This is a genomic window from Clostridium sp. AM34-11AC (assembly GCF_003435375.1).
Taxonomy (GTDB): Bacteria; Bacillota; Clostridia; order Lachnospirales; family Lachnospiraceae; genus Pilosibacter; species Pilosibacter fragilis.
This window is the reverse complement of sequence record NZ_QWGL01000021.1, coordinates 16,042-31,700: the sequence shown is the minus strand read 5'-3', so window position 1 is coordinate 31,700 and position 15,659 is coordinate 16,042. Positions and strand designations below refer to the sequence as shown.

The 15,659-nt window shown below is 50.6% G+C and carries 14 protein-coding genes; all 14 read left to right on the top strand.

Annotated elements, in window-relative coordinates:
* The first annotated feature begins 9 nt into the window (after nucleotides 1-9).
* The 14 genes from DW826_RS12195 to murD all read left to right on the top strand — a co-directional run bounded on the left by DW826_RS12195 (nucleotide 10) and on the right by murD (nucleotide 15,658).
* Nucleotides 10-1,980, top strand: a complete 1,971-nt coding sequence (locus tag DW826_RS12195) for an ATP-dependent helicase (RefSeq protein ID WP_117552838.1) — start codon at nucleotides 10-12, stop codon at nucleotides 1,978-1,980.
* A gap of 107 nt (nucleotides 1,981-2,087) precedes the next feature.
* Nucleotides 2,088-2,618, top strand: a complete 531-nt coding sequence (locus DW826_RS12190; RefSeq protein WP_117552837.1) for a cob(I)yrinic acid a,c-diamide adenosyltransferase — start codon at nucleotides 2,088-2,090, stop codon at nucleotides 2,616-2,618.
* A 167-nt stretch (nucleotides 2,619-2,785) separates the two neighbouring features.
* Nucleotides 2,786-3,121: a DUF1292 domain-containing protein gene (locus tag DW826_RS12185; RefSeq protein ID WP_117552836.1), complete on the top strand. Its 336-nt coding sequence runs from the start codon at nucleotides 2,786-2,788 to the stop codon at nucleotides 3,119-3,121.
* 302 nt (nucleotides 3,122-3,423) lie between these two features.
* Nucleotides 3,424-4,521, top strand: a complete 1,098-nt coding sequence (gene ychF, locus DW826_RS12180; RefSeq protein ID WP_117552835.1) for a redox-regulated ATPase YchF — start codon at nucleotides 3,424-3,426, stop codon at nucleotides 4,519-4,521.
* A gap of 237 nt (nucleotides 4,522-4,758) precedes the next feature.
* Complete coding sequence (gene lgt, locus DW826_RS12175) at nucleotides 4,759-5,634, top strand: prolipoprotein diacylglyceryl transferase (protein ID WP_117552834.1); 876 nt, start codon at nucleotides 4,759-4,761, stop codon at nucleotides 5,632-5,634.
* A 1-nt stretch (nucleotide 5,635) separates the two neighbouring features.
* Nucleotides 5,636-5,788 (top strand): aspartyl-phosphate phosphatase Spo0E family protein, encoded by a 153-nt coding sequence (locus DW826_RS12170; protein ID WP_015555058.1) that lies wholly within the window; start codon nucleotides 5,636-5,638, stop codon nucleotides 5,786-5,788.
* Between the two features lie 398 nt (nucleotides 5,789-6,186).
* Nucleotides 6,187-6,612 (top strand): division/cell wall cluster transcriptional repressor MraZ, encoded by a 426-nt coding sequence (gene mraZ, locus DW826_RS12165; RefSeq protein ID WP_117552833.1) that lies wholly within the window; start codon nucleotides 6,187-6,189, stop codon nucleotides 6,610-6,612.
* The gene (gene rsmH, locus DW826_RS12160; protein ID WP_015555056.1) at nucleotides 6,609-7,544 is read left to right on the top strand and encodes a 16S rRNA (cytosine(1402)-N(4))-methyltransferase RsmH; all 936 of its coding nucleotides are present in this window, start codon (nucleotides 6,609-6,611) and stop codon (nucleotides 7,542-7,544) included. The genes mraZ and rsmH overlap by 4 nt, the downstream gene beginning before the upstream one ends.
* A 137-nt stretch (nucleotides 7,545-7,681) precedes the next feature.
* Entirely contained in the window at nucleotides 7,682-8,173 is a 492-nt protein-coding gene (locus DW826_RS12155; protein ID WP_117470938.1) for a septum formation initiator family protein, read from the top strand.
* Nucleotides 8,151-10,325, top strand: coding sequence for a penicillin-binding transpeptidase domain-containing protein (locus DW826_RS12150; protein ID WP_117552832.1), 2,175 nt, complete (start codon nucleotides 8,151-8,153; stop codon nucleotides 10,323-10,325). The genes DW826_RS12155 and DW826_RS12150 overlap by 23 nt, the downstream gene beginning before the upstream one ends.
* Before the next feature lie 196 nt (nucleotides 10,326-10,521).
* Entirely contained in the window at nucleotides 10,522-11,199 is a 678-nt protein-coding gene (locus DW826_RS12145; protein ID WP_117552831.1) for a YkgJ family cysteine cluster protein, read from the top strand.
* A 72-nt stretch (nucleotides 11,200-11,271) separates the two neighbouring features.
* Nucleotides 11,272-13,005: a penicillin-binding transpeptidase domain-containing protein gene (locus tag DW826_RS12140; RefSeq protein ID WP_117552830.1), complete on the top strand. Its 1,734-nt coding sequence runs from the start codon at nucleotides 11,272-11,274 to the stop codon at nucleotides 13,003-13,005.
* Nucleotides 13,006-13,263: 258 nt separating this feature from the next.
* Nucleotides 13,264-14,232 carry a phospho-N-acetylmuramoyl-pentapeptide-transferase gene (mraY, locus tag DW826_RS12135; RefSeq protein ID WP_117470952.1) on the top strand — a complete coding sequence of 323 codons (969 nt, stop codon included), beginning with the start codon at nucleotides 13,264-13,266 and terminating at the stop codon, nucleotides 14,230-14,232.
* A gap of 79 nt (nucleotides 14,233-14,311) precedes the next feature.
* On the top strand, nucleotides 14,312-15,658 hold the full coding sequence (gene murD, locus DW826_RS12130) for a UDP-N-acetylmuramoyl-L-alanine--D-glutamate ligase (protein ID WP_117552829.1): 1,347 nt from the start codon (nucleotides 14,312-14,314) through the stop codon (nucleotides 15,656-15,658).
* The last annotated feature ends 1 nt before the right edge of the window (nucleotide 15,659 follow it).

Below are 15,659 nucleotides of genomic sequence, written 5' to 3'. Positions count from 1 at the left end.
TGGATAAATATGGATTTTAATAAAGCACAGATGACGGCCTTGGAGCACCGGGATGGACCGATGATGGTCTTAGCGGGTCCGGGGTCCGGAAAGACGACAGTAATTACACACAGAATCAAGAGACTGCTGGAGGCGGGCGTTGACCCCTCCGGCATTCTTGTCATTACGTTCACGAAAGCGGCGGCCGCGGAGATGAAGGAGCGGTTTCTCAGACTGGCGCGGGAGGAAGATGAAAAGCGGAGAAAGGCGGGGAAGAAAGATGATCACCTGCCGAAAAACGGATGGAGTCTGCACAGGCCGGAAAAAAGCCAACAGAGTGCAGCCGAGGCCAGGCAGCGCGCGCAGGGAGCCGGAAATTCTTTGGAAGCCGCGGGCAGCCGTGTGAGTTTCGGAACCTTCCATTCCGTCTTTTACCACATCTTAAAGTGGGCGTACCGCTTTCCCGCCGGAAATGTGATCAGCGGGGAGGAAAAGCGGCAGTATTTTAAAAAGTTTCTCGATGAGTCCGGGATGGAGGTGGAGGACGAGGCGGAGTTTATCTCCTCCATCATCAACGAGATCAGCTACGTGAAGGGCGAGCGCCTTGACTTAAAATACTACTATTCCCAGAACTGCCCGGAAGAGTGGTTTAAGAAGCTCTATGACGGGTACGATGAGATGCTGGAGCAGACGGGAAAGATCGATTTCGACGATATGCTCGTCATGTGCCATGAGCTGTTCACGGAGCGGAAGGACATCCTGGCTGCCTGGCAGAAAAAATTCAAGTATATTCTGGTGGACGAATTCCAGGACATCAATCTTTTGCAGTACCAGGTGGTGCGGATGTTAGCGCTGCCGGAAAATAACCTCTTTATCGTCGGGGATGATGACCAGTCCATCTATCGGTTCCGCGGGGCGAAGCCGGAGATCATGCTGGGATTTGAGAAGGATTTTCCGGGGACGAAGAGAGTTCTTCTTGGAACAAACTACCGGTCCACAAAGGAGATCGTGGAGACTTCGCTGAAGCTTATTGGGCACAATAAGGTTCGCTTTGAGAAGAAACTGGAGCCATTCCGGGGATCCGGGCGGCCGGTGGATTTCAGGGTCTTTGACAATCCGGGACATGAGATGGACACGGTGGCCCAGAGTATCCGGGCGTACCATGACGCCGGGTACATGTGGAACGAGATCGCGGTGCTGTTCCGCACCGGAGCGAACTCCGGGCTGATGGCGGAGCGGCTCATGGGATACAATATTCCCTTTCAGCTCCGGGATGTGATCCCAAACCTCTATAGCCACTGGATCGCGAAGGACCTCTTTGCCTACATGGAGATCGCGGCGGGCAGCAGGAAACGGTCGGATTTCTACCGAATCATGAACCGTCCGAACCGGTATTTCAGCAGGGACGCCTTTGATACTCCGACGGTGTCCTTCGACCGGTTAAAGTCCTTTTATCAGGACAGGGCCTGGATGGAGGACCGGATATGTGATCTGGAGGCGGATCTCAGGGCGATGTCGAGGCTCAAGCCTGTGGCAGCGGTGAACTATATCCGAAAGGTCATCGGGTATGACGATTATCTCAGGTCCTACGCGGAGTTCCGGAGAATGAAACCGGAGGAACTTTTCGAGACGGCGGATAAGCTGGCGGAGAGCGCGGCGGAGTTTGAGACCTTCGAGGCCTGGAAGGAACATGCGGTGCGGTACGAGGAAGAGTTGAAAAAGCAGAATCTCGAAGAGACCAGGGAAGCGAAAGATCGGGTGACACTGTCCACGATGCACAGCGCGAAGGGGCTGGAATATCCGGTGGTGTTCGTGGTGGATGTGAATGAGGGGATCGTTCCGCATCACAAGGCGGGACTCCCGGCGGATATCGAGGAAGAGCGGCGGCTGTTTTATGTGGCCCTGACCCGAGCAAAGGACCGGCTCCATGTGGCGGCGGTGCGGGAGCGGTATCACAGGAAGACGGATGTTTCGCGGTTTATCGGGGAAGCAGGTTTGTAGAGGATTCAGAGAGGAGCCAGAGTCATTGCGGCTTAGGCCGCCGGAAAGGCACCATAGCAGAGAACAGTTCTTTCCTGCTGTGAATGCATGAAGAATGGAGGAGACAAATGGGACTTGTCCATATTTACTGTGGTGACGGAAAAGGAAAGACCAGCGCAGCGATAGGGCTTGCGGTCCGGGCAGCGGGCAGCGGTAGGCGTGTCGTGATCGCGCGGTTTTTAAAGACAGATAACTCCGGGGAAGTGGAGATCTTAAAGAGACTTCCGGAGGTGACACTGATCCCGTGCCGGAAGAACTTTGGCTTTGTCCGGTCCATGGATGAGGAGACGAAAAAAGAGTGCGCGGATTATAACAGAAATCTGTTTTTGGAGGCGGCAGAGCTGGCGAAAACTGCGGATCTCGTGGTCTTTGACGAGATCATGGCGGCGGTGAACTACGGGATGGTACTGGAAAAGGACATCCTGGATTTTCTGGAAAACCGGCCGAAAAAGGGCGAGCCGGATGGACTGGAAATCGTCCTTACGGGGCGGAACCCGTCGGAGTCGCTACTTGGGGCGGCGGACTATGTGTCGGAGATCTGCAAGAGAAAGCATCCGTTTGACAAGGGAATCATGGCACGACGCGGAATAGAATACTGATGTTACAGTGCGCGGACATGGAGTGCCTGTGTACTGTAACTGGATTTAGGTAATTCTTTCTATTGATTTTATGGATGTTTACTGGTATTCTATAAAAAACAGCGGCCGCAGATAAAACGGTTGTCAATTAACGGCACACGGCCGGAAATGAGAGGAATGTTGAGGTTATGGCAAAGGAAAAAAATATGAATCAGGACGCAGCAAACGATGAGGAGATGACTGTCACTCTGACACTGGATGATGGAACAGATTTAGAGTGCGTGGTTCTTACGATCTTCGAGGCGGCAGATAAGGAATATATTGCGCTTCTCCCGTTAGATGGCAATGAGGCTGAGGACGGAGAGGTCTACTTATACCGCTACTCAGAGGATGCAGAGGGCAACCCGGATATCCAGAATATCGAGAGCGATGAGGAGTACGAGATCGTTGCGGACGCTTTCGACGAGTTCCTTGATACAGCAGAGTACGATGAAATCGTAAGCGAGGAAGACTTAGACGATTAAGCCGGGAGCAAAATAGTGTTTTCAGACCGGGTCTGTCAACAGAGCAGCGGAAAATGGAGATATGTTTCCGACAGGAAAACTGGTTCGGAGACAAAGATAAAAAGCATTGATGGAGTCAAAAAGATATATCCGGTCGCAAAAAATTGACCGGATGAACTCTTTTTGGCTCCTTTTTTGCGGAAATTCCCTTCCTTTTCCGCATGTTTTGTGCTATGCTAAATACACTTGTGGTCGTATGGGATCACATTAAATTATGTAAAAACCATATTTTTGCGTATAAAGGTTTAGAAAGGAAAATTACCATGAAACTTGGCATTGTCGGCCTGCCGAACGTAGGTAAAAGTACATTATTCAACTCTTTGACAAAGGCGGGCGCTGAATCCGCAAACTATCCGTTCTGTACCATCGACCCGAATGTGGGCGTTGTTCCGGTACCGGATTTCCGTTTGAAACTCTTATCCGATCTTTACAACTCCGAGAAGATCACACCGGCTGTGATCGAGTTCGTAGATATCGCAGGTCTCGTAAAGGGCGCATCCAAAGGTGAGGGACTTGGAAACCAGTTCCTCGCGAATATCCGTGAGGTGGATGCTATCGTTCACGTTGTCCGCTGCTTCGAGGACCCGAACGTTATCCATGTAGACGGAAGCGTTGATCCGCTTCGCGACATCGAGACCATCAACTTAGAGCTGATCTTCTCCGATATCGAGGTCATCGACCGCCGGATCGCGAAGATGGGCAAGGGCGCAGCTTCTAACAAGGCACTTGCGAAAGAATTAAATATCTTAAAGGCTGTGAAGGAACACCTCGAGAACGGCAATCTTGCAAAGAGCTTTGAGTGTGAGGACGATGAGGAGCAGGCATTTGTTGCTTCCTTAGATCTCCTTACCTGGAAACCGGTGATCTTCGCTGCGAATGTTGGTGAGGATGATCTTGCCGATGACGGCGCTTCCAATCCACATGTACAGGCTGTCCGCAAGTTCGCTTCCGAGAATGACAGTGAAGTATTTGTTGTGTGTGCGCAGATCGAGGAAGAAATCTCCGAGTTGGATGATGATGAGAAAAAGATGTTCTTAGATGACCTTGGTTTAAAGGAGTCCGGACTTGATAAGCTGATCTCGGCAAGCTACCGTCTCCTCGGTCTTATCAGCTACCTGACAGCAGGAGAGAAGGAGACACGTGCATGGACCATCAAGGTCGGCACAAAAGCACCGCAGGCAGCAGGAAAGATCCACACCGATTTCGAGCGCGGATTTATCAAGGCAGAGGTTGTAAACTACAAGGATCTCTTAGACTGCGGTTCCTACAACGGAGCGAAGGAAAAAGGACTTGTCCGCATGGAAGGTAAGGACTACGTGATGAAGGACGGAGATGTCGTTCTTTTCCGGTTCAATGTATAATTTCTCCTGAAGATCTGATAGAATAAGGAATATAAAAGTCATGGAGTGTATCAGTTAAACACCATTCCATGGCTTTTCTTTTGTTTTAGGACAGTTTCCTGACGGTTCCTGTTTGCGCAAGACGTGAACGGCAGTTCATGTCGAATAAACACGAGGACTGTCAAGCGAATCTGTTTGCTTTTTGCCGCTTTTCGGAGTAAAATAAAATTCACCAAAGAAAAAAGGAGAACAGAATCAATGTCAGGAGCAGATGTAAGCTTCGTTCACCTGGGGATCTCGATTCCTCATATGGTGAAGAGCTTTTCAATCGGAGGAATATCCTTTGCGTACTACGGACTGATCATCGGGATCGGCATGATCTTAGGACTTTGTGTTGCCCAGTCCGATGCGAAGCGCAGGGGACAGGATCCGAATATTTATCTTGATTTTGCGCTTTACGGAATTATCTTTTCCATCATCGGAGCGCGGATCTACTATGTTTTCTTCCAGTGGGCCTACTACAAGGACCATCTGATGGAGATCGTGAACTTAAGGAAAGGCGGACTTGCAATCTACGGGGGAGTGATCGCCGGGACCTTGACACTGCTTGTCTTTACAAAGAAACGCCACCTTTCCTTTTTGTCCATGGCAGACAGCGCATGCCTTGGACTTATAACCGGACAAATGATCGGACGATGGGGTAACTTTATCAACTGCGAGGCCTTCGGCCGCTACACAGACTGCCTGTTTGCCATGCGGATCAGACGCAGCATTGTGAATGAGAGCATGATCTCACAAAATCTCCTTGACCATCTGATCCTGGACAATGGAATCGAGTACATTCAGGTCCATCCGACGTTCCTCTACGAGTCCCTCTGGAACTTCGGTCTCCTGATGTTCATGCTCTGGTTCCGCAAGCGGAAAACGTTCACAGGGGAAATGCTTTGTATCTATCTGGCCGGGTATGGAATCGGAAGAGCGTGGATCGAAGGATTGAGAACGGATTCTCTCCTGATACCGGGTACCCAGATCGCGGTATCCCAGGCATTGTCTGTTGTGCTGGCGACCGTCTCTCTTGTGATCCTTATTTACAACAGGAGAAAGGCTTTCGTCCAGGGAAAGGAAGCAAACTGATATGGAGAGCAGGGAAGAATTGGTAAATCAGATCGAAGAGGCGAGAAAACGATTGAACGGAAGTATTGATGGAAAGGAGTCCTACGATCTGATCTACCGATACAGTGTGGAACTTGACCGGCTGATCGAACAGTATATGGACGCGGGATACTAAGGGGGCCACAGTACATAAAAATCGAATATACTCCAGATAAAATGCGGAAAAGCTGCCTGAAAGGTGGCTTTTTCGCGTTTTATAGGAAGATTTCCATAAAATGGCACCTTGTTTGTTACTGTACACGGGTAGGAATTTTCTGAACTGAAAATTCCGTACAATACAGTGGTGGTAGTGGATTTTGCCGATTCGGAATGCGAAGCATCGGCATAATCAGTTACTGTTTGCGCAAGGCGTGAACAGTGACCCTTGTTTTGTACATGAAAAAATGAAAAATTCCTTGCTATTTTAAAGTAAATGTACTAAGATTACATTAGAAGTGGTGGAAAGTGGATAAAAGTGGTTTAAAATGGTGGATCAGTGGATTACGATGGACCACATAATCACAGGAGTGAGTAATGTTCATTGGAGAGTACAGTCATACAATCGATGCAAAAGGCCGTCTGATTGTCCCTTCCAAATTCCGTGAGCAGCTGGGCGATGAGTTCGTTGTTACAAAGGGATTGGATGGGTGTCTCTTCGTGTACGAAAATTCTGAGTGGAAATCTTTTGAGGAAAAGCTCCACGCGCTTCCTCTTACGAATGCTAATGCCAGAAAGTTTTCGAGATTTTTCCTGGCTGGTGCCTGTGCCTGTGAGGTGGACAGGCAGGGAAGGATCCTGATCCCTTCTGTTTTAAGAGAATTCGCGAAGCTGGAAAAAGACGTCGTCTTAGTCGGCATCGGAAGCCGGATTGAGATCTGGAACAAGGCGGTCTGGAACGAGAAGAATGTCTACGATGACATGGAAGAAATTGCAGAAAATATGGAAGGTCTTGGCATATGATTTTTGAACATAAATCAGTCCTGCTGATGGAAACCGTCGACAGCCTGAATGTAAAACCGGATGGGATCTACGTGGACGGGACTTTAGGCGGCGGCGGACATGCATACGAAGTATCCCGGCGACTCGGCGAAAAGGGCCGCCTGATCGGAATCGATCAGGACGCGGACGCGATCGCGGCGGCGACAGAACGTCTTCTCCCATTTAAAGATAAAGTAACGATCGTGAGAAGCAACTACAAGAATATCCGGGAAGTGCTCTTTAACCTTGGAATTGAAAAGGTGGATGGCATTTATCTGGATCTTGGTGTGTCTTCATACCAGCTGGATACGGCGGACCGTGGATTCTCTTACAGAGAGGATGCCCCGCTGGATATGAGAATGGATCAGAGAAACGACAAGACCGCGGCGGATATCGTAAACGGCTACAGCGAGATGGAGCTGTATAGAATTATCCGCGATTACGGCGAGGATCGTTTCGCAAAGAATATCGCGAAGCACATCGTCAGAGAGAGGGAGATCCACCCAATCGAGACGACACTGCAGCTCGCAGAGATCATCCGCGGCGCGATCCCGGCAAAGATCCGTGCTGAGGGCGGACATCCGGCAAAACGGACATTTCAGGCGATCCGCATTGAATTAAACCACGAGCTGGATGTGTTAAACGATTCCATCGACACAATGATCGACCTCTTAAATCCGGGTGGACGTTTATCGATCATTACGTTCCACTCTCTGGAGGACCGCATCGTGAAGACGAGATTCCGCACAAATGAAAATCCGTGTATCTGCCCTCCGGATTTCCCGGTATGCGTATGCGGAAGAAAGAGCAAAGGCCGCGTTGTGACGAGAAAACCGATCGTTCCATCAGATGAGGAACTGGAAGAGAACAGAAGATCAAAGAGTTCGAAACTGAGGGTGTTCGAGAGAAGCTGAGAGCCCCCAAGTACAGAAAAAGCAGAAAGTTTATGGTAAATGTTCAGCAGGTCTGCATGTTCCTGAAATCGACAACAGGGGAACATGAGCAGAACGGCACTGGACTGTTGCATATATATTAGAAAGGAAGTGATGGTATGGCAGCAAGGAGACGGAAAAGAGCCCCGCAGACCGAAGAATATGTAGAGGGAAATACTGTCCGTAAAGTCGAGCGTGTTCCCCGGTACGAGGAGCAGGAAAGAGGACATCAGCAGAAGCGGAATGTATCCCATACCGTTACAGTTCGGAGAAATCAGGAAAAAGCGCTTCAGATGAATCTTTTTTCCGTATTGTTGCTGACAGTGGCGGTGATCTGCACACTGTATATCTGTGTGAGCTATTTAAAGCTTCAGTCTTCCGTCACAGCGAGACTCAATCATATTGAGAGTCTGGAGGAGAGTATTGAAAAACTGAAAGGGGATAACGACGCTCTTCTCACAAGGATCAACACGTCGGTGGACCTGGATTATGTGTATAAGGTAGCGACTGAGGAACTGGGAATGGTTTATGCCAATAAGGACCAGGTCCGCTTATACAATAAGACGGAAAGCGAGTATGTAAGACAGTATGAAGACATCCCGGAACGGTAATAATAAGAAAGTTTTTACCATGAGTATGAAAGAAAAGCTGGCGGTTACGGTTCTCGTAACGACGCTGGCTTTGTTTGGTCTTGTCGTTGTTTTATACCGGATGATCAAGGATAAAAACGAGGACTACACCCAGATCGTATTGAACCAGCATTCCTCCTACGACAGCCGGACGATCCCGTACCGCCGCGGCGATATCGTGGACCGGAACGGAACATATCTGGCTACCAGTGAGAAGGTCTACAACCTGATCCTTGATCCGAACCAGATCAACCAGGATAAAGAGAACTACCTGGAACCGACGGTGTCCGCACTCTGTGAGGTATTCGGATACGACAGGGCAGATATTCTGGCGACGATCTCCGCCAATGAAAATTCCTACTATGTGCCTTATGAGAAACAGATCTCCGCAGACAAGAAGGAAGAATTTGAGACAAAAAAGAAAGAGCTGAATGATGCCTACGCGAAGTCAAAGGAAGACAGTGGAAAGAAGATCAAGGGCGTCTGGTTTGAGGATGAGTACCGGAGATTTTATCCGTATAATACCCTGGCCTGCAACGTGGTGGGATTCTCCTACGATAACGGAAAGCAGGGAAGTGGCGGAATTGAGCAGTATTACAATGACCAGCTCACCGGAACAAACGGAAGAGAGTATGGATACCTGGATGACGAGTTCAACATGGAGAAGGTCATTAAATCCGCTGAGAACGGAAATACCATCGTCTCCACCATCGATGTGAATATCCAGAGGATCGTGGAAAAGTATATCGACGAATGGATGAGCGGGATCGGAAGCAAGACGGCGGCTGTTATCGCCATGGACCCGAGAAACGGTGAGATCCTTGCCATGTCCTCCAACCGCAGATTTGATCTGAATAATCCGAGAGATCTGAGCTATGCCTATTCTCAGGAAGAGATCACGGCCATGACGGATGAGGGCAGGATGGATGCCTGGAACCAGATGTGGAGAAATTTCTGTGTAAATGATACTTACGAGCCGGGTTCCCCGGCGAAGCCGATGACAGTTGCGGCGGGGCTTGAGGAAGGCGTCATCAGTCAGAATGATACATTTCTCTGCGACGGCGGACAGGATATTGGCGGCTACAGGATCAAATGTTCCCATATCTATGGACACGGAATCCTGACCTTAGAGCAGTCCTTAATGAAATCCTGCAACGATGCTATGATGCAGATCGCGGCGAAACTCGGAGTACAGCGGTTTGCAAAATATCAGAAATTATTCGGCATGGGTCAGAAGACCGGAATCGATCTTCCGGGAGAGGCATATGGACTGATCTACAATGCGGACAATATGGGCCCGACAGACCTTGCGGTAAACTCCTTCGGACAGAGCTATAACAGCACGATGATCCAGATGGCGGCGGCATTCGCCTCTGTCATCAACGGCGGTTCCTACTATGAGCCCCATGTGGTAAAGCAGATCTTAAATGATCAGGGTTCTGTTGTGAAGAAAATAGAGCCGAATCTGGTGCGGGAGACCGTTTCCCAGTCCACCAGCGACTTTATCAGGCATGCGCTGTTTATGACCGTTGACGATGAGGAAGGAACCGGTAAGGCGGGACGGGTTGCCGGATACAAGGTCGGCGGAAAGACGGGAACGGCGGAGAAGCTTCCGCGTTCCGCGCACAACTATCTCGTATCCTTCTGTGGATTTGCGCCGGCGGATGACCCGCAGCTTCTTGTGTACGTGGTCATCGATACCCCGAATCTTCCGGGCAAAGAGCAGGCGCACAGCACTTTCGCCACAGAGGTCTTTCAGAAGATCATGGCGGAAGCGCTTCCATACTTAAATGTATTCCCGGATACGGATACGATGACGGAGGACGCAAGTCTTGCGGATCAGAACGAGGGAATCGCAAACAACAACGAGGGCGGACTGGAGCCTGGAACCGGAGAGACCGGGGCGGAGACTGAGGCACCGACGGATGCGGAAGGAAATGTGATCCAGACGGAGCCTGCGCCGGAGGAAGAAGTGATCCCGTATGATGACGGTCTTGGACTTCCGGATGATATACCGTCTGACGGATCGGAATCTGCGGCGGGGAGTGCGGGCGAAGCCCAGAGCATGGAATCAGTCCAGGAGACTGAGACCATGGAAAATGGAGCAGAGGAGACAACGCAGGCCGCGCAGTAATTTGCTGACGGTTGAGCCATGTGGTAATTTATATTTGTGCAGAAAAATGTGCTGCAAGCTTGCTTGCATAAGCGTTTTCCTGCACAAATTAGTATATAGGGTAACTGTTGCCATGCATCTGGAAAAAACTGCCGGTGGCAGGTTCTGCAGGTGAGGGTGCTGAACAATTACATATGGGAAATAATAGGAGAAGATCATGAACAGAGAGATGGATATGGCGGAGGTTTCCGACGGAAAACTCTATGGCCTGGATGATATGGTGAAGGCGGACTGCGCAGGGTGTGAGGGCTGCCATGCCTGCTGTACCGGGATGGGAACCTCCGTGGTTCTCGATCCTTTTGACGCGTACCGCATGACGGCGGGGACAGGGAAGACCTTTGAGGCGCTTCTCGCGGGACCTCTGGAACTTAATGTGGTGGATGGGATCATTCTCCCGAACCTCAAGATGGCGGGGGAGGAGGAGGCCTGTTCCTTTTTAGACCAGAATGGACGCTGCAGGATTCATGCGTACCGCCCAGGGATCTGCCGGCTGTTTCCGCTTGGAAGAATTTATGGGGACGGCGGTTTTAAGTATTTTTTGCAGGTTTACGAGTGCGCGAAGGAGACCAGGGCCAAGGTAAAGGTTAAAAAATGGATCGATATGCCGGAGCCGAAGCGGTATGATGAGTTTGTCTGTACCTGGCATTACTTTTTAAAGGATCTGGAGCGGGTGATCGGAAAAGACACCTCCGGACAGGCGGCGAAGACCGTGAGTCTTTATCTTATGAAACAGTTTTATCTGATTCCTTATAATAAGGAAGAGGAATTCTATCCGCAGTTTGAGGAGAGAATGGCCGGGGCGAAGAGGGCGCTGGCTGGATTTCTTGCAATGTAATAAAATCCGTGCATGAGGAAACGGGAAGTCCCGTATATTAATTACCAAGACTTTTAAGATGAAGGTTTTGGCATGGCGGAATTTCTGACACATCACAGAAAGAAGCTTTTTATCGTTTTTCTAATCTCGGCGCTTCTGATGGTGGGGCTGTGCGCCCAGCTGGGATTCCTGATGATCGCGAGGTCGGACCACTACAGCAAGATGGCGGATGAGCTCCACAAGAGGGAGCGGACCATCAAGGCTGCCAGAGGCGAGATTGTGGACCGGAACGGCACCGTGATCGCCGCGAACCGGACGGTCTGCACCGTGTCCGTGATCCACAATCAGGTGACGGAGCCGGAGAAGGTGATCCGGGAGCTGGTGCGGATCCTGGAGCTTCCGGAGCCGGAGGTCCGGAAAAAGGTAGAAAAGTGGTCTTCCAGGGAGATCATCCGGACAAATGTGGAGAAGTCGGTGGGGGACCAGATCATGAATCTCGGACTCTCCGGCGTGAAGGTCGACGAAGATTATAAGAGATATTATCCTTACGGAAGTCTCGCATCAAAGGTCCTGGGATTCACCGGAGCGGACAATCAGGGGATCATCGGCCTGGAGGTCATGTACGAGAGGTACTTAAAGGGCAGGGACGGTCTGATACTGACGATTTCCGACGCGAAGGGCACGGAACTCCAGAATGCCGCGGAGGAGCGGGTGGAGCCGGTGCCCGGAAATACCCTGACCGTGAGCCTGGATGTGAACATCCAGAAGTACGCGGAGCAGGCGGCGTACCAGGTCATGGAGAAAAAAGGTGCGAAGGCGGTCTCCGTGATCGTCATGGATCCCCGGAATGGGGAGATCTACGCTATGGTAAATGTCCCGGAGTTTGATCTGAACGACCCGTTCACGCTGAATGTGGAAAGCGGCGGACTCACTGGGACGGAGCTCCAGGACGCGAGAAATAAGATGTGGCGGAATCGCTGCATCAACGATACCTACGAGCCCGGCTCCACATTTAAGATCATCACAGCCGCGGCGGGGCTGGAGGCGGGAGTGGTCCATCTGGATGACAGGTTCTCCTGCCCGGGCTTCCGGATCGTGGAAGACCGGAAGATCCGCTGCCATAAGATCGGTGGACATGGAGGAGAGACATTTTTACAGGGAGCCATGAACTCCTGTAACCCGGTGTTTATCGACGTTGGCGCGAGACTTGGCGTGGATTCGTTCTATCATTATTTCGAACAGTTTGGGCTTCTCGGAAAGACCGGGATCGATCTCCCCGGCGAGGCAGCGACGATCATGCACAAGAAGGAAAATATGGGACTTGTGGAGCTGGCCACCGTCTCCTTTGGACAGTCCTTTCAGATCACGCCGATCCAGCTCATCACGACGGCGTCCTCCATCATAAACGGGGGCAGGCGGATCACGCCCCACTTTGCGATGAATGTGGAGAGCACGGATGGGACATATTACCAGAAGTTTTCCTATCCGGAGCGGATGGGAGTCGTGTCGGAAGCTACCAGCGAGACCATGCGGTATATTTTAGAGCAGGTAGTGGCGGAAGGAAGCGGAAAGCGGGCGAAGCTTCCAGGTTACCGGGTCGGCGGAAAGACGGCGACATCGGAGAAGCTGCCGAGAAGCTTAAAGAAATATATTTCTTCTTTTTTAGGATTTGCGCCCGCCGATGATCCCCAGGTCATCGCGCTGATCACTATCGACGAGCCGGTGGGGATCTATTACGGCGGAACCATCGCGGCACCGGTGGTGGCTGATATTTTTTCGAATATTCTGCCGTATCTGGATATCACGTCGGTTTCGGAGACGGATTAATATTGAACCGCTCTGCGCTTTGTGCGTATGTGAGCACAGATGGCAGGAGAAATTCAGGTCTTTTGGTCTTTGTATCAAATGTTCTGATTGATTATTGGGAAAAAAGGACGTATACTATTTACGCTATGAAATGTTGTCAGGCGGCAGCTGTGGGAGCGCCGAAGGCGCGGAACAGCTGAATTTCATGGTGCTGTCGGAAGACGGCATGTCAATTTACATAGGAAGTATGAGGTGCAGCAGGAAAATATGAGGTTCAGCATGGTAAATGAGACAATTCTGGCGATCATTATCGCCTTCGCAATCAGCGCAGCGCTCTGCCCGGTGATCATTCCATTTCTTCACCGGCTGAAATTCGGACAGCAGGTCCGCGATGACGGTCCGCAGAGCCATTTAAAGAAACAGGGAACACCGACGATGGGAGGACTCATCATCCTCACGGCGATCGTGATCACATCCTTATTTTACATTAAGAGCTATCCGCGGATCATCCCGATCCTCTTCGTGACGGTGGGATTCGGAATCATCGGTTTTCTGGATGACTACATCAAGATCGTCATGAAGCGTTCGGAAGGTTTAAACCCGATCCAGAAGCTCATCGGTCAGTTCATCATCACAGGGATTTTCACCTACTATCTGATGACTTCCGGAGAAGTGGGAACAGGAATGCTGATCCCTTTCACTGGCGGATTTGAAAATGGATACTATCTGAATCTCGGCTGGCTGTTTATTCCGGCGGTATTCTTTATCGTTCTCGGAACCGACAACGGTGTAAACTTTACAGACGGCCTTGACGGTCTCTGCACAAGTGTTACGATCCTTGTGGCGACATTCTTCACCGTGGTTGCCATCGGAGAAAACAGCGGGATCAGCCCGATCACAGGTGCCGTTGTGGGAAGTCTGTTAGGCTTTTTACTGTTCAACGTATATCCGGCGAAGGTGTTCATGGGAGACACGGGTTCCCTGGCCCTCGGCGGTTTCGTGGCATCCAGCGCGTTCATGATGCAGATGCCGATCTTTATCGCCGTCGTTGGCCTGATCTACCTGGTGGAGGTCCTCTCCGTCATCATTCAGGTCACATACTTTAAAAAGACTGGCGGGAAGAGAATCTTCAAGATGGCTCCGATCCACCACCATTTCGAGCTTTGCGGATGGTCCGAGACGAGAGTTGTCGCAGTATTTTCGATCGTTACGGCGATCCTTTGCCTGGTTGCCTACATGGGATTATAATTAGGGTAAATGTTCAGACATGCGCAGGAAAATAGCAGGCTGAGCGGTCATTCATTACGAGTATATAGGAGGAGAAACCATGTCACAGAAAGTATTAGTTGCAGGAACGGGAATCAGCGGTATTTCTGCCGCAAAGCTTCTGCTTGCCCAGGGCGGCGAAGTGGTTCTTTATGATGGAAATGAGAAGCTTTCCGAAGAGAAGCTGAAAGCAAAATTTGATGAGGGCGCGAAGGTGACGATCGTTCTCGGTGAACTGAAGAAGACAGACCTTATGGGTGTGGAGTTATGCGTCATCAGCCCTGGTATTCCGCTTGAGTCACCGTTCGTTGCGGTGATCGACGAGGCGAAGATCCCGATCTGGAGTGAAATCGAGCTTGCTTACCACTGCTCAAAGGGAAAACTTGCGGCTATCACAGGTACAAACGGAAAGACAACAACGACAGCCCTCACAGGCGAGATCATGAGAAAGTTCTATAAGAGCGTATTCGTAGTAGGAAACATCGGTGATCCGTACACCGCTCACGCTCTTGAAACCACAGACGAGTCCGTTACCGTCGCGGAGGTTTCCAGCTTCCAGCTTGAGACCATCATGGATTTCCATCCGAATGTGTCCGCGATCACAAACATCACTCCGGACCATCTGGACCGCCATAAGACCATGGAGTGCTATATCCAGGTCAAAGAGGGGATCACAAGAAACCAGACAGAGGAAGATACCTGCGTATTAAACTACGAGGATCCGGTCCTCAGAGAATTCGGAAAGACCTTAAAGTGCAAGGTCCTCTACTTCAGCAGCAAGGAGAAGCTCGACGAGGGCATCTTCATGGACGGAGATTTCATCGTTTACCGCCATGATGGAAAGAACGAGAAGGTCCTCGATGTCAACGAGTTAAACATCATCGGAAGACATAACCACGAGAACGTGATGACAGCCGTTGCCATCGCGATCCATTTAGGCGTCCCGATGGATATGATCCGCGAGGCGTGCAAGGAATTTAAGGCAGTCGAGCACAGGATCGAGTATGTAAGAGAGCGTTTCGGCGTTACTTATTATAATGACTCCAAGGGAACAAACCCGGATGCGGCGATCCAGGCCATCAAGGCGATGCCGGGACCGACACTTTTAATCGCAGGCGGATATGACAAGCATTCCGAGTATGACGAGTGGATCGAGAACTTTGACGGAAAAGTCCGCTATCTCGTCCTCATTGGCCAGACAAGAGACAAGATCGCTGAGTGCGCAAAGAAACATGGTATCACGGATATCATGTACGCGGAAGACATGCAGGAGGCCGTTCAGGTATGCGCTTCTTACGCGAATGCAGGCGATTATGTGCTGCTCTCTCCGGCATGCGCAAGCTGGGGAATGTTCAAGAACTTTGAGGAGCGCGGACGGATCTTTAAGGAATGCGTCAACGCGCTGTAAT